The organism is Corynebacterium ciconiae DSM 44920 (genome assembly GCF_030440575.1).
Taxonomy (GTDB): domain Bacteria; phylum Actinomycetota; class Actinomycetes; order Mycobacteriales; family Mycobacteriaceae; genus Corynebacterium; species Corynebacterium ciconiae.
Map to the genome: position 1 here is coordinate 2,194,019 of NZ_CP047189.1, position 22,513 is coordinate 2,216,531.

Annotated in this window: 22 protein-coding genes; 5 read left to right on the top strand and 17 right to left on the bottom strand. The window is 64.8% G+C overall.

Translation table 11 applies throughout. The annotated features are described in order from the left end of the window. Positions 1–18: 18 nt before the first annotated feature. From CCICO_RS09650 to dacB, 12 genes are read right to left on the bottom strand one after another with little or no spacing between them, the layout of a single operon-like run. Positions 19–333, bottom strand: coding sequence for a cupin domain-containing protein (locus CCICO_RS09650; RefSeq protein WP_018020483.1), 315 nt, complete (start codon positions 331–333; stop codon positions 19–21). Between the two features lie 32 nt (positions 334–365). After that, on the bottom strand, positions 366–1,160 hold the full coding sequence (locus CCICO_RS09655; RefSeq protein ID WP_018020484.1) for a pantoate--beta-alanine ligase: 795 nt from the start codon (positions 1,158–1,160) through the stop codon (positions 366–368). Beyond that, positions 1,160–2,002 (bottom strand): DUF6779 domain-containing protein, encoded by an 843-nt coding sequence (locus CCICO_RS09660; RefSeq protein WP_301354535.1) that lies wholly within the window; start codon positions 2,000–2,002, stop codon positions 1,160–1,162. Before CCICO_RS09660 ends, CCICO_RS09655 begins: the two co-directional genes overlap by 1 nt. 54 nt (positions 2,003–2,056) lie before the next feature. Continuing rightward, a complete protein-coding gene (locus tag CCICO_RS09665; RefSeq protein ID WP_018019355.1) occupies positions 2,057–2,521 on the bottom strand; it encodes a DUF3180 domain-containing protein in 465 nt (154 codons plus the stop codon). Then, a complete protein-coding gene (gene folK, locus CCICO_RS09670) occupies positions 2,518–2,988 on the bottom strand; it encodes a 2-amino-4-hydroxy-6-hydroxymethyldihydropteridine diphosphokinase (protein ID WP_018019356.1) in 471 nt (156 codons plus the stop codon). Before folK ends, CCICO_RS09665 begins: the two co-directional genes overlap by 4 nt. Positions 2,989–2,994: 6 nt before the next feature. Continuing rightward, a complete protein-coding gene (gene folB / locus CCICO_RS09675; RefSeq protein WP_018019357.1) occupies positions 2,995–3,354 on the bottom strand; it encodes a dihydroneopterin aldolase in 360 nt (119 codons plus the stop codon). Beyond that, a complete protein-coding gene (gene folP / locus CCICO_RS09680; protein ID WP_018019358.1) occupies positions 3,354–4,184 on the bottom strand; it encodes a dihydropteroate synthase in 831 nt (276 codons plus the stop codon). Before folP ends, folB begins: the two co-directional genes overlap by 1 nt. An 11-nt stretch (positions 4,185–4,195) precedes the next feature. Next, the gene (folE, locus tag CCICO_RS09685; protein WP_018019359.1) at positions 4,196–4,774 is read right to left on the bottom strand and encodes a GTP cyclohydrolase I FolE; all 579 of its coding nucleotides are present in this window, start codon (positions 4,772–4,774) and stop codon (positions 4,196–4,198) included. Between the two features lie 6 nt (positions 4,775–4,780). Beyond that, positions 4,781–7,057, bottom strand: coding sequence for an ATP-dependent zinc metalloprotease FtsH (ftsH, locus tag CCICO_RS09690; RefSeq protein WP_018019360.1), 2,277 nt, complete (start codon positions 7,055–7,057; stop codon positions 4,781–4,783). Between the two features lie 14 nt (positions 7,058–7,071). Then, positions 7,072–7,656 (bottom strand): hypoxanthine phosphoribosyltransferase, encoded by a 585-nt coding sequence (hpt, locus tag CCICO_RS09695; RefSeq protein ID WP_018019361.1) that lies wholly within the window; start codon positions 7,654–7,656, stop codon positions 7,072–7,074. A 19-nt stretch (positions 7,657–7,675) separates the two neighbouring features. Then, positions 7,676–8,617 carry a tRNA lysidine(34) synthetase TilS gene (gene tilS / locus CCICO_RS09700; RefSeq protein WP_018019362.1) on the bottom strand — a complete coding sequence of 314 codons (942 nt, stop codon included), beginning with the start codon at positions 8,615–8,617 and terminating at the stop codon, positions 7,676–7,678. Positions 8,618–8,620: 3 nt separating this feature from the next. Then, positions 8,621–9,907 carry a D-alanyl-D-alanine carboxypeptidase/D-alanyl-D-alanine endopeptidase gene (gene dacB / locus CCICO_RS09705; protein ID WP_018019363.1) on the bottom strand — a complete coding sequence of 429 codons (1,287 nt, stop codon included), beginning with the start codon at positions 9,905–9,907 and terminating at the stop codon, positions 8,621–8,623. Positions 9,908–10,043: 136 nt separating this feature from the next. Here dacB and CCICO_RS09710 point away from each other — a divergent pair, with 136 nt between their 5' ends. From CCICO_RS09710 to CCICO_RS09720, 3 genes are all read left to right on the top strand, one after another. Then, on the top strand, positions 10,044–10,520 hold the full coding sequence (locus tag CCICO_RS09710) for an inorganic diphosphatase (protein ID WP_018019364.1): 477 nt from the start codon (positions 10,044–10,046) through the stop codon (positions 10,518–10,520). Positions 10,521–10,667: 147 nt separating this feature from the next. Beyond that, positions 10,668–11,120, top strand: a complete 453-nt coding sequence (locus CCICO_RS09715; RefSeq protein WP_018019365.1) for a MarR family winged helix-turn-helix transcriptional regulator — start codon at positions 10,668–10,670, stop codon at positions 11,118–11,120. A 5-nt stretch (positions 11,121–11,125) separates the two neighbouring features. Next, positions 11,126–14,971 carry a Pls/PosA family non-ribosomal peptide synthetase gene (locus CCICO_RS09720; protein ID WP_018019366.1) on the top strand — a complete coding sequence of 1,282 codons (3,846 nt, stop codon included), beginning with the start codon at positions 11,126–11,128 and terminating at the stop codon, positions 14,969–14,971. Here the strand turns inward: CCICO_RS09720 and CCICO_RS09725 are convergent. After that, positions 14,968–15,642 carry a TetR/AcrR family transcriptional regulator gene (locus tag CCICO_RS09725; protein ID WP_083878282.1) on the bottom strand — a complete coding sequence of 225 codons (675 nt, stop codon included), beginning with the start codon at positions 15,640–15,642 and terminating at the stop codon, positions 14,968–14,970. The two genes, CCICO_RS09720 and CCICO_RS09725, sit on opposite strands and share 4 nt — an antisense overlap. Before the next feature lie 83 nt (positions 15,643–15,725). Here CCICO_RS09725 and CCICO_RS09730 point away from each other — a divergent pair, with 83 nt between their 5' ends. Beyond that, positions 15,726–16,628 carry an NAD-dependent epimerase/dehydratase family protein gene (locus CCICO_RS09730; RefSeq protein WP_018019368.1) on the top strand — a complete coding sequence of 301 codons (903 nt, stop codon included), beginning with the start codon at positions 15,726–15,728 and terminating at the stop codon, positions 16,626–16,628. Position 16,629: 1 nt separating this feature from the next. On the opposite strand, the gene ppk2 is transcribed toward CCICO_RS09730, so the two are convergent. The 3 genes from ppk2 to groL all read right to left on the bottom strand — a co-directional run bounded on the left by ppk2 (position 16,630) and on the right by groL (position 20,163). Continuing rightward, positions 16,630–17,535 carry a polyphosphate kinase 2 gene (gene ppk2 / locus CCICO_RS09735; protein WP_018019369.1) on the bottom strand — a complete coding sequence of 302 codons (906 nt, stop codon included), beginning with the start codon at positions 17,533–17,535 and terminating at the stop codon, positions 16,630–16,632. A 56-nt stretch (positions 17,536–17,591) separates the two neighbouring features. Beyond that, positions 17,592–18,440: a DUF2520 domain-containing protein gene (locus CCICO_RS09740; RefSeq protein WP_083878283.1), complete on the bottom strand. Its 849-nt coding sequence runs from the start codon at positions 18,438–18,440 to the stop codon at positions 17,592–17,594. A 76-nt stretch (positions 18,441–18,516) separates the two neighbouring features. Beyond that, a complete protein-coding gene (gene groL, locus CCICO_RS09745) occupies positions 18,517–20,163 on the bottom strand; it encodes a chaperonin GroEL (RefSeq protein ID WP_018019371.1) in 1,647 nt (548 codons plus the stop codon). A gap of 231 nt (positions 20,164–20,394) precedes the next feature. Here groL and CCICO_RS09750 point away from each other — a divergent pair, with 231 nt between their 5' ends. Then, positions 20,395–21,750 carry a dipeptidase gene (locus CCICO_RS09750; protein WP_026161392.1) on the top strand — a complete coding sequence of 452 codons (1,356 nt, stop codon included), beginning with the start codon at positions 20,395–20,397 and terminating at the stop codon, positions 21,748–21,750. Between the two features lie 165 nt (positions 21,751–21,915). Here the strand turns inward: CCICO_RS09750 and CCICO_RS09755 are convergent, their stop codons facing one another. After that, on the bottom strand, positions 21,916–22,272 hold the full coding sequence (locus tag CCICO_RS09755) for an Imm51 family immunity protein (protein ID WP_018019373.1): 357 nt from the start codon (positions 22,270–22,272) through the stop codon (positions 21,916–21,918). Between the last annotated feature and the right edge of the window lie 241 nt (positions 22,273–22,513).

Sequence of the window (22,513 nt, forward strand, 5' to 3'; positions counted from 1 at the left end):
CTTAGCCTAGCAGCCTCCCTAGGCGCCACCGACGTCCACCATCACCAAGCTCATGTGCGAGGCTTCGAGGGCCTCGAGGGCGTGGCGCTCATTGGGTGCAAGATAGATGACATCGCCCGGGTGCATCTCGTGGGGCTCGCCGGCGACGGTGACGTTCAGTCGGCCGTCGATGAGCTGCACCACCACGGCCCGTGGGGAGGAGTGCTCGGCGAGGGTGTCGCCGGCATTGAAGCTAAAGATGACGGTGCGCAGGTGCTCGTTGTTGACGAGGACCTTCGAGGTGGCTGCGGGGAAATCGTTCAGCACGCCAAGCGCGACGGTGGAGGAATCCATGCTTAACTCCTAGGTAGGGTACGCACGGTATTTTACACGCCATTTTCCGTGTTTAAGTTTTTGAAGCCGATGCCCACCGGCACACCGACATTGTCGATCACCCGCACGCCGTCGATCGTGGCGGCCACGAGCAGGCGGGCATCACCGCGCTCAGGAGGGGGACCGAAGGTGCGGGCATCACGCAACTCGACATACTCCACATCCACCCCATCATCGGCACCGAGGAGCTCACGAGCGGTAGCAAGCACGGCCTCGGCGCCTTCTTCGGCGCGGTGGGTAGCGGCAAGCAACGCGGCAGAGAGCACCATGGCCCGCTCGAGCTGCTCGGGACCAAGATCGGCGAGGGCTGGCTGCAAGGCCACACCCGAGGCCGAGCGCGTCGGCGGAACACCACGCACCGAAGCGGTGAAACCATACTCGGAAATCAGCCTCTGCGTGAGCAGCAGAAACTCATAATCGCGCTCGCTGAGCACCACCACATGGGGATTCACCAGCACCAGCAGCCTCAGCATCAGCGATGCACGCTCTTCCAGCTGCTCGAGCCCCGCAGAATCGAGGGCCAGCGTGATCCGCGGTGCGTCCAGCCCAGGCACGCTGGCATCCACCCCCAACTCGCGGGCGTGCTCCTCGGAACACTCCCCCACGAGCACCACGACAGCACGGGGAACGCTCCTTGCGGCGCGAACAAGCGCAACATGCTGCGGCGCCCACGGCTCGGCGAGCGGCACAAGCACCACGGGGCGGCCCGTTTTACGCATGGCGGAGGCAAAGGTGCGCAGCAGATCAGGGGAATCAATCACCCGGGCCGCGCCAGGTTCGAAAGCCATTATTTGTTGAAGTTCTTCAGCAGATCAGCAACCGAGACCGACCCAGCGCGCTCATCAGCACGGCGGCGCCCGTGGTGGGAAGGCTCGGGCTCAGGCTCGGGCTCCGGTTCCCACAGCGGCTCGGGCTCAGGCTCGGGCTCCGGTTCCCACAGCGGCTCGGGCTCAGGCTCGGGCTCCGGTTCCCACAGCGGCTCGGGCTCAGGCTCGGGCTCCGGTTCCCACAGCGGCTCGGGCTCAGGCTCGGGCTCCGGTTCCCACAGCGGCTCGGGAATGTCTTCGACGCGGTTGAACACGGTGGTTTCCGCATCGAAGGGAAGGGGGCTGCTCGGCGGCTCCGGCCGCTCGTCCTCGAGGGAGCTGGTGGCTTCTTCGATCTCGTGGATGCGCTCGGCGGCGGCGCTGAGGGTCTTCGGCTCGTAGTAGATTTGCCCAGTCAGCTGCTCCAGCTGCTCCCGCAGGATCTCGAGCTGCTCACGCACGGCGGCGATATTGTCGTCATGTTCCTCGCGCAAGGCCTCGAGATAGTCTTGCTCGATCTCCAGCTGCTCCGAGCGGTGATCGGCGCGCTCGCGCTCCAGCTTCTCCTCGTACAGGTCGCGCTGGGCATTCAACGCCGCATTCGCCTCCTCCACTTGGTTGCGGTAGCGGAAGACGAGGAAGAAGCCCAGCACCGCGGCCCACAGGGCGGCGAGCACGGCGAGCTTCATCATGGCGTCATTGTTCATGAATAACATGAGCAAGCTGGCGGCAAGTGCCAGCACCACCAGCACGATCAGCGCGATCTGGCCTTTGTCGCTTTGCTCGGCGTGCTGCTGTTCTTCACGAGGGGTGGGGGAGCTCATGAGTCCTTAATCTACCTAAAACTGCCCCGTAGTGGGCTGAGCCCGCGCGGCACGTCAGGCCGGTTCCCCATCCGGCGGCGGTGGCAAGGTGCATCCGCGCTCCAGATATATTCCTGCCGCGGCCAAGGCCACACCGGCTGCCGCGGAGATCACCACGCCCGGAAGATCATTCTGGGCGGCGGCCAAGGAGGAAGCCTTCGGCAATACAAAGGTGGCCATGCCCACATACCAGCCGCCCACGATCGCCCCAGTCCACGCCGATGCTTTCGCCACCACCAGCCACAGGGCCGCGGTGGTGGGATTGAGCTGGGAGCGATCCATGCCGATGTTGTTGTGATCGAGATTCTCTCGCACTCTCCTCCCCCAGATCACACAAACCAGCGCCATCACCCAGAGCGTGACGGAGGCAGTGGCCGAGACTGTCACCAAGGAACCATAGCGTCCCCACGTGAGGATCACGCCAACCAGAGCGCTAAAGCCCCCGGCGGCAAGAAGCCACGAGACAGGTGTGCGTTTCATTCGATCACCTCGATACCGGTGCGTTCGGCGGCCGGGAGAGCGTCGATAAGCGTGCTCAGTGGAGTGCCGCCAAGAGCAGCGTCGGGAGCGATCTCGTGCCAGGGGATGAGCACGAAGCCGCGCTGGTGAGCATAAGGATGCGGGACGGTGAGTGTGGGATCTGTGCTGGTGAAGCCCGGGATATCCACGATGTCCACGTCGAGAGTGCGCGGACCCCAGTGGCGCTGGCGTACCCGCTCGGCGCGGGCCTCGAGGGCCTGGCCGCGGGCGAGTAGCTGCTGCGGAGTGGACTCGGTGTCCACGATGAGAACCGCGTTGAGGAAGTCCGGCTGGTCCTCCACTCCCCATGGCGCGGTGACATAGAGCGAGGAGCAGGCCACCATCTCGGAGCGGAACTCCTCCAGCACGCTCGCCAGATGGGAGCGAGAAGCACCAGTATTGGAGCCGATCGATATCACTGCGCGCATGATTCACTACCTCCTGCGAGAGCGGCGCGCCACCACGGCCACGTCCTGGAAGGGCAGATCGATGGGGGCATCGGGCTTGTGGATGCGCACCTCAATGGCGTGCAGCTGCGGGAAGCGCTCCATGGCCTGCTCCGCGATGGTGGAGGCGACGGTCTCGATGAGATCCATGGGAGGTCCGGTGAGCACCGCGTGGGCCAGCTCGGCGAGCTCACCATAATGCACTGTGCCGGCGAGGGTGTCCTCGCGGGGAAAGTCGAGCCAACAGGTGAGATCCGCCAAAAAGCGCTGCCCGGCGCGTTTCTCGAAGTCGAAAACCCCGTGATAACCGGTGGCTTCGAGGCCAGTGAGTTCAATACGATCAGCCATTAACTCTCCTCAGGATGGTTCCACAACTGGGCCACGTCCACCGCGTCGCGCGAGACAGCCACGTCGTGCACCCGGACACACCACGCGCCCTGCTGGGCGGCAATCGCGGTGACAGCGGCGGTGGCCGGATCCGGATGGGAATCTAGGCCGCGGGCCAGGCGGATGGCGTTGAGGAAACGCTTACGCGACGCCCCCACCAGCACGGGGAACTCACCGGCGGTGAACACGTGAAGGTTGTGCAACAGCTCCCAGTTGTCGCGGGCGGTCTTGGCAAAGCCCAAGCCGGGATCCACGGTGATGTTCTCCGGCCGCACCCCGGCGTCGATGGCGGCGGCGGTGAGCTCGGCGAGGGCGCGGCGCACATCCTCCACCACGCTGCCCGGGGCGTGGGCGGCACCGGAGGCGTTGCCGAAGGTGGCGGCCTTCCAATGCATGAGACACACCGGAAGGTCGGTCTCGGCCATCACCGCACGCATCTCGGGGTCGGCGAGCCCGCCGGAAACATCGTTGATAAGGTCCACCCCCGCCTCGGCTGCGGCGGCGGCCACGGAGGCGCGCATCGTATCAACCGAGGTGGCGATCCCCTCGGCGTGAAGCGCGGCGATCACCGGCACCACGCGCTCACGCTCCACGGCGGCATCCACGCGGGTGGCGCCGGGCCGGGTGGATTCCCCGCCGACATCAATAATGTCTGCCCCCTCGGCCACGAGCCGACGGGCGTGGCGCAGCGCCGCGTCCGGATCAAGGTACCGGCCGCCATCCGAGAAGGAATCCTCGGTCACGTTCACGATGCCCATCACGGTGGCGCGGTGCGGGTGCTGCAGGATCATGGCGGTTTCTCCTAGCATCCGCGGATGAGGCTGAGGGCTTCGGCGCGGGAGGCGGCATCGCGTTGGAATCCGCCGCGCACCGCCGATGTGGTGGTCATCGCACCGGGCTTGCGGATGCCGCGCATCCCCATGCACATGTGCTCGCATTCGATCACCACGATCACCGAGTGCGCGCCCAGCTTCTCCACCAGCGCATCGGCCACCTGGGTGGTTAAACGCTCCTGCACCTGCGGTCGCTTGGCATAGAGATCCACCAGCCTGGCCAGTTTGGATAGCCCCGTCACGGTGCCGCTGGGCCCGGGAATGTAGCCGATGTGGGCGCGCCCATAGAAGGGCACGAGGTGGTGCTCGCACATGGAGTAGATGGGAATATCACGCACCAGCACCAGCTCGCGGTGATCCTCCTCGAAGGTGGTGTTCAGCACTTCGGCGGGGTCCTCGCGCAGCCCTGCGAAGATTTCGCGGTAAGCCCGCGCCACCCGGGCTGGGGTGTCCACGAGGCCATCGCGGTCCGGATCCTCCCCAATGGCGAGAAGGATCTCGCGCACCGCGCGCTCGATGCGCTCGGCGTCAAACTCGTGCTCGCTCATGCTCGCCTACTCCTGCGCCCGGTGGTTGCCGTTGTAGTGCTCGTCCTCGGCGTCTGGGCGCTCGCGCTCCGGCAGGCGGAAACCGATGGCCTCGGTGCTATCGCCGTAGTTTTCCACCCCCGGGTGCTGCTTCTGCGGGTCGGGCTCGTCCTGCGGCCAGCCGGGCACTGTCCAGCCCTCGGGCGGCGGGGTGCCGTAATTCGGAGTGGAGCCGGAGTTCGGAGTCCACGGGCCCTGTTCCGGCGCCACGGGGGACAGCTCCTGCTGGCGCTTGGCCATCTCCGCTTCTCGACGCGCCCTCGCTGCCTTCGAGGCCTCGAGCAGGGAGAAGGGCTTCGGCGGCTCCTCGCCGCGCTCGATAGCCTCCTCCACGGGGGTCTTGACGGGCTCGCGGTCGAACTGGGCCGGGAAGTCGATGTCCTCGGCGGGGAAGACCTCGTCCACACCGCGCGGTTCGATATCGGAGAACAGCGCCTCCAGATCGGGCCGGCGCAGCGTTTCCTTCTGCAGCAGCTTGTAGGCCAGTGCATCGAGGGTGTCGCGGTGTTCGCGCAGGATGCGGTAGCTGGTTTCGTGCGCCTTGCGCAGCAGATAACGCACCTCGTCGTCGATGGTGGCGGCCACCTTCTCGGAGTATTCGATAGAGCCGCCGCGGCCCATGCCGGCGAAGGGATCGCCCTGCTCCTCGCCGTACTTGACCAAACCGAGCTCCGGGGACATGCCGTATTCGGTCACCATGGCCCGGGCGATCTTCGTGGCCTGCTCGATATCGGAGGAGGCACCCGTGGTGGGGGCGCCGAAGACGAGTTCCTCGGCGGAACGGCCACCCATGGCAAAGACCAAGCGGGCAAACAGCTCCTTGCGGTTGTACATGCCCTTGTCGTCTTCCTGGGCCGTCATCGCATGTCCGCCGGTGCGGCCACGCGCCAAGATCGTCACCTTGTACACGCGCTCAATATCCTTCAGCGCCCATGCAGACAGGGTGTGGCCACCCTCGTGGTAGGCGGTGATCTTCTTCTCCTGCTCGGAGATCACCTTGGAGGAGCGGCGCGGACCGCCGATCACGCGATCGGTGGCTTCCTCGAGGGCATCGGCGGTGATCACACTGCCGCCCACTCGGGCGGTGAGCAACGCGGCCTCGTTGAGCACATTGGCCAGATCCGCGCCGGACATGCCGGCGGTGCGCTTGGCCAGAGCCTTGAGATCAGCATCGGAGGCGAAGGGCTTGCCCTTCGCGTGCACCTCGAGGATCTTTTCACGGCCCTTCAGATCCGGGTTGGTCACCGGGATCTGGCGGTCGAAGCGGCCCGGGCGCAGCAGCGCGGGGTCCAAGATATCGGGGCGGTTGGTGGCGGCCATGAGGATCACGCCCTGGCGGTCGCCGAAGCCGTCCATCTCCACCAGCAGCTGGTTGAGGGTTTGCTCGCGCTCGTCGTGGCCGCCGCCCATGCCGGCGCCACGCTGGCGGCCGACGGCGTCGATCTCGTCGACGAAGATAATGCAGGGACTGTTTTCCTTAGCCTGCTTGAACAGATCGCGCACTCGGGAGGCTCCCACACCCACAAACATCTCCACAAAGTCGGAACCGGAGATGGAGTAGAAGGGCACCCCGGCCTCACCGGCAACGGCGCGGGCCAGCAAGGTTTTACCCGTACCGGGCGGGCCGTAGAGCAGCACGCCTCGCGGGATCTTGGCGCCCAGCTTCTCGTAGATGGTGGGATCCTGCAGGAAGTCCTTGATCTCGTGGAGCTCGTCCACGGCCTCGTCCGCACCCGCCACATCCGCGAAGGTGTTGGTGGGCATGTCCTTGGTGAGTTCCTTGGCCTTGGAGCCGCCGAAACCAAAAGGCCCCATGCCGCCGCCCTGCATGCGGCTGAAGAAGAACATGATGAGGGCGAAGATGAGCAGCAGCGGCAGCATCATCGTCAGCATCGAACCGATGAAGGAATCCCGGGTGACCTTGGTGGTGAACTTCTCGGGGTCGGCCTTAGTGACCCGATCGAAGATCTCCGGGGCGGTGCGGGCCGGGTACTGGGTCTGGATCTTCTCCACACCCTCCGTTTTGTCCACGGTGGTGGGCTTCTTCAGCTCGATGAGTATCCGCTGCTCGCGGTCATCAATACGCACCTCTTTGGCGTTTTTGTCATTGAGCTGGGACAGCGCCACCGAGGTATCGACCTCGCGGTAGGAGCGGGTATCGTCCGTCAGCTGCACAATGAGAAACAGCCCCACCAGCGCAACAGCCGCGATAAGCCCGATATTGAGGATCTTTTTGTTCTTCATAGAGGCCTTTGAGTCTAGTCCTTATACACGCGTTCTTTGAGTAGACCGATATACGGCAAATCGCGATAGTGCTCGGCATAGTCGAGGCCATAGCCGACGACGAACGCGTTGATGATGTCGAAGCCGACGTCGAGAAGCTCCACCTTGGCGGACACAGCCTCCGGCTTACGCAAAAGCGTGACCACCTTGAGGGAGGCGGGCTGGCGGTTGGAGAGGTTCTTCATCAGCCAAGAGAGGGTGAGACCGGAATCGATGATGTCTTCCACGATGAGCACATGCTTGCCAGCGATATCGCGATCCAGATCCTTGAGAATGCGCACCACCCCGGAGGAGGACACCGAGTTGCCATAGGAGGACACCGCCATGAACTCCATCTGTGCGGGAATGGAGAGCTCGCGGGAGAAATCGGTGATGAAATACACCGCGCCCTTGAGCACGCACACCAACACGAGGTCATCCTCAATATCGGCGTATTCCTCGCTCACCTTCGCGGCGAGCTCGCGGATACGTGCTTGCAGGGTGGTTTCGTCGATGATGACGGCTTCGATGTCGTCGTGATACTTGCCCGCGGGAACGGCGATGTCCTTGGCAGATTCCATGATGGTTCCTAGCTGCTAATTAGGGGGATTCGTCCATGACGAGTGTGCCACTTTTTCGGCGCACGACCAACCGTAGCCCCTCCGCGGTTTTCCCCACCGCTACCCCACCTTGGCCATGCCAATTCACCAACAGCGCATCAACCGCGTCGATTGTGGCCGCTGAGACGGCCGCATCGTGGTGGCGCAAGAAGGCGATAATGCTTCGTACCCGCAGTGCCCGCGGGGCGGAAGCCAGCGACACGCTCACCCCGTCGGAGTCGATCTCGGGCACCTGAGCAGCAATGAAGTCCGCATCCTCGCGGGCAGTGGCCGCGGCCCGGGCGAGTGCAGGAGCCACATCGGCTCCGGTGATCTCCTCCAACAAGGGCATCACCTTCGAGCGGATCGCTATACGACGCACACTCGCGTCCTCATTAAGCGGATCCTGCCACGGCCTCAACCCCAGCTCCGCGCAGGCACCCACGGTGTCGGCACGCCGCAGGCCTAGGAAGGGCCGCTGGACGTGCCGGTCGCTCACCGCCATCCCCGCAACTCGGCCCCGCAGCGCCGAGAGCAACACAGTCTCCGCCTGGTCATCGAGGGTGTGCGCCACCCACACCGGCCGCGATCCCGCCTGGGCGCGCAGCGCGGCGTAGCGGGCACGGCGCGCGGCCGCCTCCATCCCGCCGGCGCGGGCATCCACCGTCACCGGGGCCACCACAGCCTCCGCCCCCATGCGGCGGGCCGTGGCCGCGGCCTGCTCCGCCACCTCGCGGGAGCCCGGCTGCAACTGGTGGTCCACGCAGATCGCCCGCACCTGCACCCCCTCGGCGAGGGCCGCCGCCACGAGGGCGAGGGAGTCTGGCCCGCCCGACAGGCCGATGGCTGCGGCGGGAGAGGCATGGACGCGGAGGTGGCGTCGACAAGCAAGAAAGTGCGGGCTGCGCCGCGGGAGCGGAATCTCGCCGATGTGAGTGGGCATGGGCTAGAAGGAACGGATCGAGGAGGCGAGCTCGTCCATTGCGGCACGAGCCGGCAGGACAGAGGCATCATTGCAGATGAACGCGAAGGCATAGGTGTGGCCGTTCTCGGCGGGAATGAGCCCGGCCAGCGCCGCGGTGTTGGTGAGCGTGCCCGTCTTGGCCCGCACCCAGCCCTCCCCGGAGCTGCCGCCGAAACGGGCGCTGAGGCTGCCCTCGCCGCCGGCCACGGGCAAGGCATTGAGCAACGGGCGCAGCGCCGGATCGCTCGCCACCGTAGACAGCACCCGCACGAAGGCGGCCGCGGAGATGGCGTTATCGGTGGACAACCCAGAGTTGTCCACCATCTCCATGCCGCTGGTGTCGATGCCATGCTCGGCCAGCACCGCGAGAGTTGCCTCGCGGGAGCCCTCCTGGGTGGCAGGATAGCCGGTGTGTACCGCCACCTCGCGGCCGATCGCCTCGGCCATCACATTGTCCGAATGCACCATCATGGTGTGCAGGCGTACCGCCAGCGGCTCGGAGCTCACACTCGCCACAGCCGGCCCGGTCGCCTCGGCGGCACCCACAAACTCCACGCCCAGCTTCTTCGCCAACGCCTGGGCCACATCCTCCGCCGGGGTGGTCGAGCGCGGCACATCGCCGTACTCGGCGCCGATGCGCGCACCGTTGAGCATCATCGGCTGCATGGGCGCGATGTAGCCGCCGGCGATGTCATCCTTATTCCACTTGGGGCTGAAAGGCTCATCCGGCCACACCGAGGTGTCCATGGCCACCGCCTCCACCGGGGTGTCGGACAGCTGCTCCACCACGCTATCCAGCTGGGCATCATTGAGCATCACATCACCTGCGGCCTTGAGCACCACGGTGCCGGAGCCATCATCGTGAACGGTGGTGGTGAGCTGATCATTCTCACCCAGTGCGATCAGCGCGGCCGCTGCGGTGAGCAGCTTCGTGGCCGAGGCGGGACGCACCTGCTCATCGGGGTTCACCGACCACACCTGCTCGCCCGTACTGGTATCGCTGACCACCCCAGTGAAGGAGCCGAGGCGCGGATCAGTGGCCTTGTCCGCAATCAGCGCGCCCAGCTGCCCATTGTCCACCTCAGCCTGGGGCTCGGCGGCGGCAAAACTGCCGGTGACATCGTGCGCGCTCACCACCTCGGGGTGGCTGAGGCCCCGCTCTGTCACATAGGCCTGGATGCCCACCCCAGCGATGGAGGCGACCGCGGCGCCGGCCACAACGATGGAGGTAACCCACCACGTTTTCGGATTCTTCGCCTTCGCAGACATCTCTTCCCCTACTCTTATGCGCCGCACGTACCCGAGCGATTATAGGCCACGCTACGATAGGAACAGACCCTCCCAGCGAGGGCGTTGTTTGTACCACCCGATACATTTCCAGCCGAAAGGGGCTGCAGCTCACGCCATGTCTGTTGAAGTAACCATCGAGATTCCCAAGGGCTCCCGCAATAAGTACGAGGTGGACCACGAGTCCGGCAAGGTGTATCTGGACCGCTACCTGTTCACCCCGATGGCCTACCCCCTGGACTACGGGTTCATTGACCACACCCTCGGCGAGGATGGCGACCCGATGGATGCCCTCGTGATCCTGCCCGAGCCCGTGTTCCCCGGCGTGATCGTTGAGGCCCGCCCCGTGGGTGTGTTCAAGATGACCGACGAGGCCGGCGGCGATGACAAGCTGCTCTGCGTGATCGACGACGTCCGCTGGGAGCACATCCAGGACATCACCGATGTGCCGCAGGCGCTGCGCGACGAGATCGAGCACTTCTTTGTGCACTACAAGGATCTCGAGCCCAACAAGGAAGTGCAGGGCTCTGGCTGGGGCGATAAGGCCGAGGCCGAGAAGATCCTGCAGGACTCCGTGGAGCGCTACGGCAAGTAAATGATTCTTGTGTGGCAGATGTGATCTGTCTAGGATCAGGTATGAGGAGTCGGCTCCTCCCTTCGAAGTGGAGATCGAAGGGGGCGGGTCGGCTCCTTTATGCTGCTATGCGCCCTTTTTCGCACTCGGTTGGTTAGACTAACGGCTATGGCCATACATCCTGATCTCCCCCAGATGTTGCTTGAGTCCCCTTCTTTCCAACTAGAACGCCTCCGCAGACGCACCCGCGACGAGGTGGAGGCAGCGCTCCACGAGGAGCACACTAACCTGCGGGAGTACTGGGTGTTGTGCTGTCTGGCCGCTGCGAGCGCCTCCAGCCAATCCAAGCTGTGCGACATCCTCTCCATGGACGCCTCCGACATGGTGCGGCTCATCGACGCCCTGGAGGAGAAGAACTGGGTCAAGCGCGAGCGCGATAAGCAGGATCGACGCCGCCAGATCGTCACCACCACCAAAAAGGGCACCAAAGCCCGCACGCAGCTGGCGGAGATCGTCGCCGCGGCCGAGGACCGGGCCCTCGATGAGTCTACGAATAAGCAGCTCAAGCATCTGCGCAAACTGGCGAAGGCGATCATGACCGCCGAAGCCTCCGAGGATTAGGCCGCGTGCTGCCGCCCCACTACCGCGCCCGCGAGCGCGCCCCTCAGCCCCGCACGCTCATCGACATCCTCCACGCCACCGCCGAAACCTTTCCGCAGGCCGCCGCCATCGATGATGGCACCGTGCTGACCTACGCAGAACTGCTGGAGGAGGTCCGCGCCACGGCCACACAGCTGCAGGCCTTGGGCATTGGCCGCGGCGCCCGGGTGGGCATCCGGATGGCGTCGGGAAGCGCGCAGCTGTATGTGGCGATTCTCGGCACCATGCTGGCCGGTGCCGCCTATGTGCCCGTGGATGCGGATGACCCAGATGAGCGCGCCACGCTTGTCTTCGGCGAAGCGCAGATCGATGCGCTTATCGACGCCACCGGGCTGCGCCTGACCACCCCGCTGACCGAGCATTATCCCGCCGGCCCACCCACCGTGGACGACGACGCGTGGATCATTTTCACCTCCGGCTCCACCGGCACCCCGAAGGGTGTGGCGGTCACCCACCGCAGCGCCGCCGCCTTCGTGGATGCGGAATCCCGCTGGTTTTTGGTGGACGCCCCGGCCGGCCCGCTGGGCCCAGACGACCGCGTGCTGGCTGGGCTGTCCGTGGCCTTCGACGCCTCCTGCGAGGAAATGTGGCTGGCGTTTGGCCACGGCGCCTGCCTGGTGCCGGCCCCGCGGTCACTGGTGCGCTCCGGCATGGATTTAGGCCCCTGGTTGATCCGCCGTGGCATCACCGTGGTCTCTACCGTGCCCACCCTCGCTGGGCTGTGGCCTGATGAGGCCTTAGATAATGTGCGCCTGCTCATTGTGGGCGGCGAGGCCTGCCCCCAGGAACTCATCGATCGCCTAGCCACCCCGCAGCGACAGATGTGGAACACCTACGGCCCCACCGAGGCCACGGTGGTGGCCTGCGGTACTCAGCTGCATCCCGGCGCGCCCGTGAGCATTGGCCTGCCCCTCGACGGTTGGGATCTGGCGGTGGTCGATAGCAACCGGCAGCCGGTGGCGGTGGGCGAGGTGGGAGAGCTCATCATCGGCGGGGTGGGGCTGGCCCGGTATCTGGATCCGGCCAAGGACGCCGAGAAATATGCGCCGCTTCCGGCGCTCGGTTGGGAGCGGGCCTATGCCTCGGGCGATCATGTGCGGCTGGAAGAGGATGGCCTGTACTTTGTGGGCCGGATCGACGATCAGGTGAAGATCGGCGGCCGACGCATTGAGCTCGGGGAGGTTGATGCAGGGCTGTCCGCCGTGGAAAATGTGCGCTCCTCCACGGTGGTGGTGCAGAAAACCGGTGGCGGTGATTCCGTGCTGGTGGGCTATGTTTCCTTGAGCGATCCGGCAGCGGGCTTCGATGTGCAGCGGGCGCAGCAGCGTCTCGCTGAGCTCATGCCCGCCGCACTCGTGCCACGGCTGCATGTGATGGAAGAGCTGCCGGTGACCACGGCCGGCAAAGTGGATAAACGGGCACTGCCGTGGCCGCTGCCCAGCGCCACCGTGCACGACGCGGGCATGAATGAGACCGAGCGGTGGCTCGCCGCCGTGTGGGTGGAGGTACTCGGCGTGGCCGTGGATAGCCCCCAGGCAGACTTTTTCTCCCTCGGCGGCACCTCCCTGGCGGCCGCCACCTTGGTGGGCCGGATCCGTGAACGTATCCCCACCGTGTCCGTGCGGGATCTCTACGATAGACCCCGACTGGGGGCACTGGCCGAGTATCTCGATAGCCTCGATCCCCCTGCCACCTCCCAGCGTTCCTGCGCCCCAGTGCCGCGCCGCAGCCGGCTGATCCAGGAGGCCATCCAGCTGCCGGTGATGATGCTGCGCGCCGCCCAGTGGATCAGCTGGCTGCTGCTGGGCAATACCGTGATCCCCGCAGACTGGACGGTGCCGGTGCCGTGGCAGCTCTCCGTGCTGTGCGGGCTGGTGTTTCTCACCCCCGTGGGCCGCTTGCCGCTCGCGGCGGGGATCATCCGGCTACTCACCCGCGGCATTGTCGCCGGGGATTATCCCCGTGGGGGCGGGGTGCACCTGCGGATCTGGACGGCGGAACGAGTAGCGGATGTGTGCGGGGCCCGCTCGATATCCTCGGCTGCGTTTACGGTCAGTTTCGCCCGCATGCTCGGCGCCCAGGTGGGCAAGGGCGTGAACCTGCACACTCCCGCCCCAGTGACAGGCCTGCTGCGGCTCGGCGATTACTGCTGCGTGGAACCAGAGGTGGAACTCTCCGGCTATTGGCTCGACGGCGACATCCTGCACGTCGGCCCGGTGCGCATCGGCGCCTATGCCCGGGTCGGCGCCCGCTCGGTGCTCCTACCAGGTAGCCGCATAGCCGAGGGCGCCCAGGTGGAGCCCGGTTCCTGTGTCACCGGGGACAAGAAGGTAAAGAAGTGGTCCCGGTGGGCCGGCTCGCCTGCCCGCAAAGTGGGCAAGCCGAAAGACGACTTTCCTGATTCTCCCCCGCCCCGCAACGCCCGCTGGGTTCCGGTGTACTACCTCACCTCCCTGCTACTCGGGCTGGTGCCCATCGTGGCTCTAGCCGCCGGAGCCGGCGTGGTGGTGTGGGCAGCGCAGCACCACGGCGCGGTGGGGGCGCTCGCTAGCGCCCCGCTCGGCGCCCTGGTGGCCCTGGCCGCCCTGGCAGCGGTGATTTGGACGCTGGTGCGGCTGCTCCAACTCGGCCTTCAGCCCGGGGTGGTGCCGGTGCGCTCCGTGGGCGGCTGGCGGGCCTGGACGATCCACCGGCTCATGGACGATGCCCGCCACTACCTCTTCCCGCTCTATGCTGCGCAGCTGACCCCCGTGTGGCTACGCAGCCTCGGCGCGCGGATCGGGGCTGGCGCCGAGGTGTCCACCGCCGTGATGATCCCCGCGCTCACCGAGGTGCGCGCGGGCGCTTTCCTCGCCGATGACACCTCCATCGCCGGCTATGAACTAGGCCGAGGCTGGCTCTACGTCGACCGCTGCAAGGTGGGCAAGAAGAGCTTCCTCGGCAACTCGAGCGTCACCGGACCGGGCCGAAAGTTGGGCAAAAACTCGCTCGTCGCCGTTCTGTCCTCCACGCCGACCAAGGCCAAGGCGGGGTCGAACTGGTGGGGATCGCCACCGGAGCGCATGCGCCGCGTGGAGGCATGCGCCGATGATGCTGCGGCCCTGACCTACGATCCACCGGCCTCGTTGAAGGCCCGGCGCGGCGTGGTGGAAACCCTAAGGCTTTTTGCCCCCATGACCTCGGCGGTGCTGGCGGCGGCCGTGATGATCAGCCTCCAGGCCCTGCTCGCTGCCCTGTGGCCCAGCTCCCCTACGGCCGCGCTGGCGGTGCTGCTTCTCGGCGGCGGTCTGGTGCTCATGGTCGCCGGGGCGCTCGCGATGGCGGTCACCACGGCCGTGAAGTGGGTGTGCGTGCGCACCATCCGCGCCCAGGACCATCCTTTGTGGAGCCGCTTCGTCTGGCTCAATGAGCTGCAGGATGCCTTCGTAGAAACAGTGGCGGCGCCGTGGATACTCACCCACACCCTCGGCACGGCAACGCTGTCTGCGTGTCTACGCGGCCTCGGGGCGCACATTGGTGAAGGTGCGTGGATCGAGTCCTATTGGTTTCCCGAGGCGGATCTGTGCCACGTGGGTGCTGGGGCCACCGTGGGCCCTGGCACGGTGGTGCAAACCCACCTCTTTCATGACCGGGTAATGAGTCTCGGGACAGTGACCATCGGTGAAGGCGCCACCCTCGGTGCCCACTCCGTGGTGCTGCCGGGCAGCAGCATTGGCGAGTACACCACCATCGCCCCAGCTTCTCTGGTGATGCGCGGCGATTCCGTGCCGTCCCATTCCCGCTGGCAGGGCAATCCGATCGAGCCGAGCTAGGGCAAGTGGTACCGGCTGCATATCGCATCGATGTGCAGCTGAAACAGCTCTTCGCCGTGGGCGGAGAATTCTGCGCCTAGGTGGCCGAAGACTTCCGCGCTGATCAGCCCCACCGTGGCCGTCCACGTGTTGAGTATCTCCGGCAGTTGCTCTGGGCGGCAGCCCACGCCCGCGTCGAGGAGTTCTGTGCGGGCCACCGCATGCAGCGCCGGTGATAGCGGCACCTCTGGCATGTTGCCGGTTGAGAGGATGCGGGCTAGGAGCACAATGACGCGTGTTCCCGCAGCTTCTGTGCTGGCGGGGGCGTCATAGCCAACGACTGGGGTGCCGTAAAGCAGCGCCCATTGTTCGGGGTGTTCAACGGCCCACTCACGTAGCGCGAGCATGCTGCGCTCTAGGCATGCTCTGGGGGCATGGGTGGTGGTATCTGCGGCTTGTTCCACATATGAGGCAAGCTCCTCATACGACGCGATGAGCAGGATGGTGAGCAACTCATCTCGGCTGCGTACATAGCGATACACCGCTGAGGGAGCTACCTCGAGTTGGCGGGCAATAGCGCGCACAGAAAGTTTCGCTGGCCCGTGGCCGCGGAGCTGGCGGCGCCCTTCGCGCACGATGCCTTCCTGCATGGCGGCGCGGGCTTCGGCGTGTGTTCTCCGTGGTTGGGGCATGTATTCAGTTTTACCTGTTGCGCCCTAGGGATGACATACCCATAATTTTAGAGAGCACTGTTCACTATATTGGGGAGGAGCACATGCACGCTCTCATCACCGGCGCGGGACAAATCGGGCGCGCCCTCACCACGCACCTCGACTCTTTCGGCCACACCTGCACTCTGCTGCGGCGTTCCTCCAGCCCGGTACCCGGTGCACGGGTAGTCACAGGCGATGCGGGGGATCCCGCGCTATTGCGTAGTCTCAACCAGCCAGCCTTCGATGCCATCTTCCATTGCATCCACACCTCCTATACTGAGCAGGCGTGGCGCCGCGAATTGCCCTCACGGGAACGAGCGATCATGGACTTGGCCGCCGAGTTGGATATTCCGGTGATCTTTCCCGAGTCGGTCTATGCCTTCGGCGTATCTGCTCGCGATCTCCACGAAGGCACAGCAGTTCAGCCCTGTTCCCCTCTCGGGCAGGTCCGAGCGGAACTCCTTGAGCAGCGGGCGGGCCACCGCGCCACCACAATCTCGGTCGTGGCCGCCGATCTCTGCGGCCCCACTGCTCATCGTGCGGCATCGATACCCACGCTGTCGGTGATTGCCCCTACTGCCCGAGGCGCGCGCGGATGGCTGCTCGGCGATGCCGATCTCCCCCACTCGATCACCTATCTGCCCGACCTCGCCCACGCCATGACGTACTGCGCGCACCACCGTGAGAAGATCGCCCCCGCGGGGACAGCGGTGGTGCACTGCCCCTGCCCCGCCCCGGAAAGTATGCGCCAGCTGGCGCAGCGCGTAGCAGCCTACGCAGGCACCACCCCGAGGCTCTCGACCGTGCCTTCCTGGCTCGTGCGCGTGGCGGGCCACGCCCATCCCGTAGCCCGCGAGCTGAACAATCAGCGCTATCTGTGGCGCGAACCCGCCGTGCTTCGCCCCGGCCGACTCGGCATCACAGCCAGCAGCTGGCCGGAGATCATCGCCGGATCGCTCAGCTAGCCTAGTCGCCGATCTGGTCGCGGCCGCGACGCACGATCAACGGATCAGGCTCGCCCACTAGCTCGTGGTCCTTGCCGGTGTATTCGAACTTGCTCAACACATAACGCATGGCGTTGATGCGGGCGCGCTTTTTGTCATTGGACTTAATGGTGATCCACGGCGACTCGTCGGTGTCCGTGTAGCGGAACTGCTCCTCCTTAGCGCGGGTGTAATCATCCCACTTATCAAGGGAGGCGAGATCCATCGGCGAGAGCTTCCACTGGCGCACCGGATCCACCTGGCGGATAGCGAAGCGGGTGCGCTGCTCCTTCTGCGTGACCGAGAACCACAGCTTGGTCAAGGAAATCCCCGAGCCCATGATCATGTTCTCCAGCATGGGCACCTCGCGAAGGAACTCGGCGTGCTGGGCTTCGGTACAAAAGCCCATGACCCGCTCCACGCCGGAACGGTTGTACCACGAGCGGTCGAAGAACACGATCTCACCGGCGCTCGGGAAATGCTCGATATAGCGCTGGAAATACCACGAGGTGGATTCGCGCGGGGAAGGCTTCTCCAACGCCACGGTGCGGGCACCGCGGGGATTGAGGTGCTCATTGAAGCGCTTAATGGTGCCGCCCTTACCGGCAGCATCGCGGCCTTCGAAAAGAATAATGTGCGCCTGGCCGGTGTCCTTGGTCCAGTTCTGCCACTTCAGCAGCTCGATCTGGAGGGCGCGTTTGACGTGCTCGTACTCCTCACGGCTCATGCGCTCGTCGTAGGGGTAGTTCTCAAACCACGTATCTACGGGGCTGCCATCGGGCTTAACGAGTACCGGATCGTCCTCATCCGAGTCATCTACGTAATAACCCTCGGTTGCCGCAAGGTCGATGACCGGCAGCTCTTCATCCTTCTTTTTCTTGTCAGCCATACCAATCAGTCTAATCCCGATAGTGCTGCTCTGTTGGGCAAAAGAAGCAAATCCTTTTATTCGCTTGTCGACGCCACGAGCACCCCCTGCGCGCCACTCTGCTCAGCGATAGCGCGGGCCAGGGCCACGTAGCTGTCGCGGACTGGGCCGGTGCCGATGACCTCGAGGTGGCGGCGCACAGCCGCGGCGTCATCGCGGGCTGCGGGGCCGGTGATCGCTTCCCAGCCGCCGTCGAGAGCGGCCGCGATGCTCTGCTGCATGAGGGGGCCGAGCAAGCGGCGTGCGGTATCGCTATCGTCCTGCACGGCGCACTGCTCCACCAGTTCCCTGGCTTGGGCGGCGATCGCGGCCGCGTGATTAGAGGCATGGGCCATGGCCGCGTGGTACAGCGCCCGGTGCTGCTCGGCGATGGCGATGGCGCGACCATTCATCTCTGTGATGAGCAGCTCTGCGACTGTGGCCGTAAGATCATCGCCGGTGGTGACACCCCAGCCGCAGCCGTCGAGACGCTCCACATCGGCATCGGTGCCGGAGAAAGTCATGGCTGGGTGAGCGGCGATGGTCAGCGCCCCGCGCTCGGCGAGTGGTGCGAGCACCTCCACCCCATGACTACCGGAGGTGTGAAGCACGATCTGGCGCGGCTGTACGTGCGGGGTAATTTCTTCCACCACCGCTGCCAGCTGCGGATCGGGAACGGCGAGCACGAGCAGTTGGGCACGGGAGGCGGCTGTGCCGCAGCTGGCTATTGCGGCATGCGGCAGGCGGGCATAGGCCCGCTCGAGCGACTCTGGCGAGGGTGCCACCGCGTTATAGATGTGATGGCCTGCCGCGGCGAGCTTTTCACCGATAGCTGTGCCTACCCGTCCAGCAGAAATGATGGAGACCCTCATGCGTGGTGCGTTCATGATCGCCGATGGTAGCGCACAGCATACAGCCCCAGTCCCGCATGGGGATCTGGGGCTGTGGTGCTTAAGGGGTGGGTTACATCATGCCGCCCATGCCACCCATGGCGTCAGCGTCCGGCATACCGGAGCCGGCAGGCTGCGGCTTGTCGGCCACGACGGCCTCGGTGGTGAGGAACAGCGCCGCGATGGAGGCAGCGTTCTGCAGGGCAGAGCGGGTGACCTTCACCGGGTCATTGATGCCAGCCTCCATGAGGTTCTGGTACTCGCCGGTAGCGGCGTTCAGACCCTCGCCGACAGGCAGGTTGGAGACCTTATCGGCCACCACACCCGGCTCCAGACCGGCGTTGAAGGCGATCTGCTTCAGCGGAGCGGAGAGAGCGGCGCGCACGATCTTCACGCCGATGGCCTCGTCACCGGTAAGGTCCAGATCGGAGTCCAGCACGTGAGCGGCCTGCAGCAGGGCCACGCCACCGCCGGCAACGATGCCCTCTTCCACGGCAGCCTTGGCGTTGCGCACGGCATCCTCGATGCGGTGCTTGCGCTCCTTAAGCTCCACCTCGGTGGCGGCGCCGACCTTGATCACAGCCACGCCGCCGGCCAGCTTGGCCAAGCGCTCCTGCAGTTTCTCGCGGTCGTACTCGGAGTCAGAGTTCTCGATCTCGGCGCGGATCTGGTTGACGCGACCCTCGATCTGCTCGGCGGAACCGGCACCCTCGACGATGGTGGTCTCGTCCTTGGTCACCACAACCTTGCGGGCAGTACCCAGCAGCGGGATGTCGGCGGTCTCGAGGGAGAGGCCAACCTCCTCGGAGATGACCTGGCCGCCGGTGAGGATAGCCATATCCTGCAGCATGGCCTTGCGGCGGTCACCGAAGCCCGGAGCCTTCACGGCGACGGACTTGAAGGTGCCGCGGATCTTGTTCACCACGAGGGTGGACAGAGCCTCGCCCTCTACATCCTCGGAGATGATGAGCAGCGGCTTGCCGGACTGCATGACCTTCTCCAGCAGCGGCAGCAGGTCCTTGATGTTGGAGATCTTGCCGGAGACCAGCAGGATGTAGGGATCCTCGAGGACGGCCTCCTGGCGCTCCATGTCGGTAGCGAAGTAGCCGGAGATGTAGCCCTTATCAAAGCGCATACCCTCGGTCACGTCGAGATCCACACCGAAGGTGTTGGACTCCTCAACGGTAATCACGGACTCCTTGTTCAGCTTGCCGCCGCCCACGGCGTACATTGCTTCGGCGATCTTAGCGCCGATGGCGGGATCCGCTGCGGAAATGCCGGCGGTAGCGGCGATCTGCTCCTGGGTCTCTACTTCCTTGGCCCCCTCGAGCAGCTTCTCGGTAACGGCCTTCACGGCGCTCTCGATACCGCGCTTGATGCCCATGGGGTTAGAACCAGCGGCAACGTTGCGCAGACCCTCGGAGACGAGAGCCTGGGCCAAAACGGTAGCGGTGGTGGTGCCGTCACCGGCAACGTCGTCGGTCTTCTTAGCTACTTCCTTGACCAGCTCAGCGCCGATCTTCTCATAAGGCTCTTCGAGCTCGATCTCGCGCGCGATGGACACACCGTCGTTGGTGATGGTCGGCGCACCCCAGCTCTTCTCCAGAACCACGTTGCGGCCCTTGGGGCCGAGGGTAACCTTCACGGCGTCAGCCAGGGTGTTCAGGCCCTTCTCGAGGCCACGGCGTGCTTCTTCATCAAAAGCGATGATCTTTGCCATGTTGTTTTAGTGCTCCTTATATACAAGTTAAGGGACGACACTCAAGCGTCGATATCGGCGGGCGCCCGCGACGGCTGTAGTTGGTGAGTGTTGGTGATGCCAACTTCACCCGCGTTTATCGTTCATTCTTTGTTCTAGGCTGGCACTCGAAATGTCCAAGTGCTAAGACCTGTTCTAGCACTCTACCCTATCGAGTGCAAGAACACCGGAATGCCGCGTACGCTGGTCAGCATGACTACACCTGATGTGGCGCGAGAGAGCGTCGAAAAGCAAAAAGACCGTATCTTCTCCGATCTGTCCGAGCTCTGCTCCTTTAACTCTGTACACAGCGTGGAGGAGCTCAAGGACCAGCACACCGCCGCCGGCGACTGGGTGCAAGCGGCACTGGAGAAGCACGGCCTCGATGTGACCGCCTACCAGACCATCGACGGCACGCGCACATTCATCGGAACCAGCACCGTGGACGAGTCCGCGCCCACCGTGTTGCTCTATTCGCATTATGATGTCGTCCCTGCCGGCGACCCCGCGGCCTGGACCTCGGATGCTTTCACCCTCACCGAACGAGACGGACGCTGGTACGCGCGGGGCGCCGCCGACTGCAAGGGCAATCTCGTCATGCACCTGGCCGTGCTCCGCACCCTCTCCGAGATCGGTGGACTGAGCTGCAATATCAAGGTTGTTATTGAAGGCTCCGAGGAGCGCGGCGGCGCGGGGCTCGATGCGCTTATCGACGAACGACCCGAGCTTTTCGCCGCGGACGCCATCCTCATCGCAGACTCGGGCAACGCCGCTGTGGGCGTGCCTACCCTCACCACCTCGCTGCGCGGAGGGGCCTTGCTGAACGTGAAGGTCGACACCCTCGCCACGGCGGTGCACTCCGGCTCCTTCGGCGGCGCCGCCCCGGATGCCGTCGCTGCCCTCATGCGCACGCTGGACTCCATCCGCGATGAACACGGCCGCACCGTCATTGACGGGGTGGACTGCACCGCGAAATGGCAGGGGATGGACTATGACCGAGACACCTTCCGCACCGATGCCGGCATGCTCGAGGGAACCGAGATCATGGGAACCGAGGAAGACAGCCCCGCCGACATGCTGTGGGCACGTCCCGCCGTGAGCATCATCGGCTTTAGCTCCACCCCGGTGAGCGAGGCGGTCAATGCAGTTCCAGCCACCGCAGAGGCACAGTTGAACCTGCGCGTGCCGGCCGGACTGGACTCCGCGGAAGTTGCCGAGGCACTGAAGCAGCACCTGATCAACCACACCCCCTGGGGCGCGCACGTGGACGTGACCGTCTTCGACGTGAACAAGCCCTTCTCCACCGCCCCCGAAAGCAAGACCCTGAGCGTTCTCGGCGAGGCCCTCTCCCAGGCCTATGGCGACAAGAACACCGTGGTCATCGGCTCCGGCGGATCGATTCCGCTCACCTCGAAGCTGCAGGAAAAATTCCCCGAGGCCGAGATCGCCCTCTTCGGCGTAGAGGAACCCTCCTGCACCATCCACTCCCCCAATGAGTCGGTGGATCCGGAAGAGATCCTCTCCATCGCCGTTGCAGAGACGCTCTTCCTGCAGAACTACGCAAAGTAGGGGTACCTGCTCACGCATACGCCCTCCCAGCTGGCTGGGAGGGCGTATATTGCTATCACAGGCTTTTCCATAAAGGCATGGCTTCGTCTCCTCATGCCCACCCTGGGAGCAGCGTCAGCTCACTGCACGACGCCGATGTGTGCCGGCGCGCTCGCTGTTGAAGCGCTAGTCTTCGAGCTCCACGCCCGCAGCGACGGCCCGGTCAATGATCTTCTTCAGTTCGGAAGGATTAGCGAATAGCTCGCTCAGCTGTTGCTTCAACGGCCCCAAGACTTCCTTACTGCCGATGACGCTGAACATGCCGGCCTCGCTATCAAAGCTCAACTCCTCGGGGGCTTGGCCGTTCGAGGCAAGAAGGAAAGAGGCAAGGCCTTCAATGAAGTATCCATGGGGCTCATAGCCCGCCTTGGATACCACCTCTTCTACCTCTTCACTGATGGCGCCAGTATCGGTGGCGGCGAAGAGATTGCTGACTCCTTCTCGATCCATCAGCCTGAACAGTTCGGGAGTATCGGTGGCCATGGGGTTCCTCCTTAGGTGTTACTGCTATGAACGATCATGCGGGGCCTAAAGGCCGCGCGCTATGGCAGTGAAGCCGTAGCAGGACTGGCTCGCCCTCCCCTGCGACTATAGACACAAATGTCCAGCGGCGTCGTTGCGAGCCAGACCCAACGAGTGATACACCTCACTCCACCTGGCGTCTCGCAGGGTGGGTACCCCCATCCCATTCTATGTCTGCATAACACTTGCCATCTCCGTGTGA

Bases quoted from the DNA above. Each gene is read 5' to 3' on its own strand.
- CCICO_RS09650 (WP_018020483.1), bottom strand. From the start codon at position 333: ATGGATTCCTCCACCGTCGCGCTTGGCGTGCTGAACGATTTCCCCGCA.
- CCICO_RS09655 (WP_018020484.1), bottom strand. From the start codon at position 1,160: ATGGCTTTCGAACCTGGCGCGGCCCGGGTGATTGATTCCCCTGATCTG.
- CCICO_RS09660 (WP_301354535.1), bottom strand. From the start codon at position 2,002: ATGAGCTCCCCCACCCCTCGTGAAGAACAGCAGCACGCCGAGCAAAGC.
- CCICO_RS09665 (WP_018019355.1), bottom strand. From the start codon at position 2,521: ATGAAACGCACACCTGTCTCGTGGCTTCTTGCCGCCGGGGGCTTTAGC.
- folK (WP_018019356.1), bottom strand. From the start codon at position 2,988: ATGCGCGCAGTGATATCGATCGGCTCCAATACTGGTGCTTCTCGCTCC.
- folB (WP_018019357.1), bottom strand. From the start codon at position 3,354: ATGGCTGATCGTATTGAACTCACTGGCCTCGAAGCCACCGGTTATCAC.
- folP (WP_018019358.1), bottom strand. From the start codon at position 4,184: ATGATCCTGCAGCACCCGCACCGCGCCACCGTGATGGGCATCGTGAAC.
- folE (WP_018019359.1), bottom strand. From the start codon at position 4,774: ATGAGCGAGCACGAGTTTGACGCCGAGCGCATCGAGCGCGCGGTGCGC.
- ftsH (WP_018019360.1), bottom strand. From the start codon at position 7,057: ATGAAGAACAAAAAGATCCTCAATATCGGGCTTATCGCGGCTGTTGCG.
- hpt (WP_018019361.1), bottom strand. From the start codon at position 7,656: ATGGAATCTGCCAAGGACATCGCCGTTCCCGCGGGCAAGTATCACGAC.
- tilS (WP_018019362.1), bottom strand. From the start codon at position 8,617: ATGCCCACTCACATCGGCGAGATTCCGCTCCCGCGGCGCAGCCCGCAC.
- dacB (WP_018019363.1), bottom strand. From the start codon at position 9,907: ATGTCTGCGAAGGCGAAGAATCCGAAAACGTGGTGGGTTACCTCCATC.
- CCICO_RS09710 (WP_018019364.1), top strand. From the start codon at position 10,044: ATGTCTGTTGAAGTAACCATCGAGATTCCCAAGGGCTCCCGCAATAAG.
- CCICO_RS09715 (WP_018019365.1), top strand. From the start codon at position 10,668: ATGGCCATACATCCTGATCTCCCCCAGATGTTGCTTGAGTCCCCTTCT.
- CCICO_RS09725 (WP_083878282.1), bottom strand. From the start codon at position 15,642: ATGCCCCAACCACGGAGAACACACGCCGAAGCCCGCGCCGCCATGCAG.
- CCICO_RS09730 (WP_018019368.1), top strand. From the start codon at position 15,726: ATGCACGCTCTCATCACCGGCGCGGGACAAATCGGGCGCGCCCTCACC.
- ppk2 (WP_018019369.1), bottom strand. From the start codon at position 17,535: ATGGCTGACAAGAAAAAGAAGGATGAAGAGCTGCCGGTCATCGACCTT.
- CCICO_RS09740 (WP_083878283.1), bottom strand. From the start codon at position 18,440: ATGAACGCACCACGCATGAGGGTCTCCATCATTTCTGCTGGACGGGTA.
- groL (WP_018019371.1), bottom strand. From the start codon at position 20,163: ATGGCAAAGATCATCGCTTTTGATGAAGAAGCACGCCGTGGCCTCGAG.
- CCICO_RS09750 (WP_026161392.1), top strand. From the start codon at position 20,395: ATGACTACACCTGATGTGGCGCGAGAGAGCGTCGAAAAGCAAAAAGAC.
- CCICO_RS09755 (WP_018019373.1), bottom strand. From the start codon at position 22,272: ATGGCCACCGATACTCCCGAACTGTTCAGGCTGATGGATCGAGAAGGA.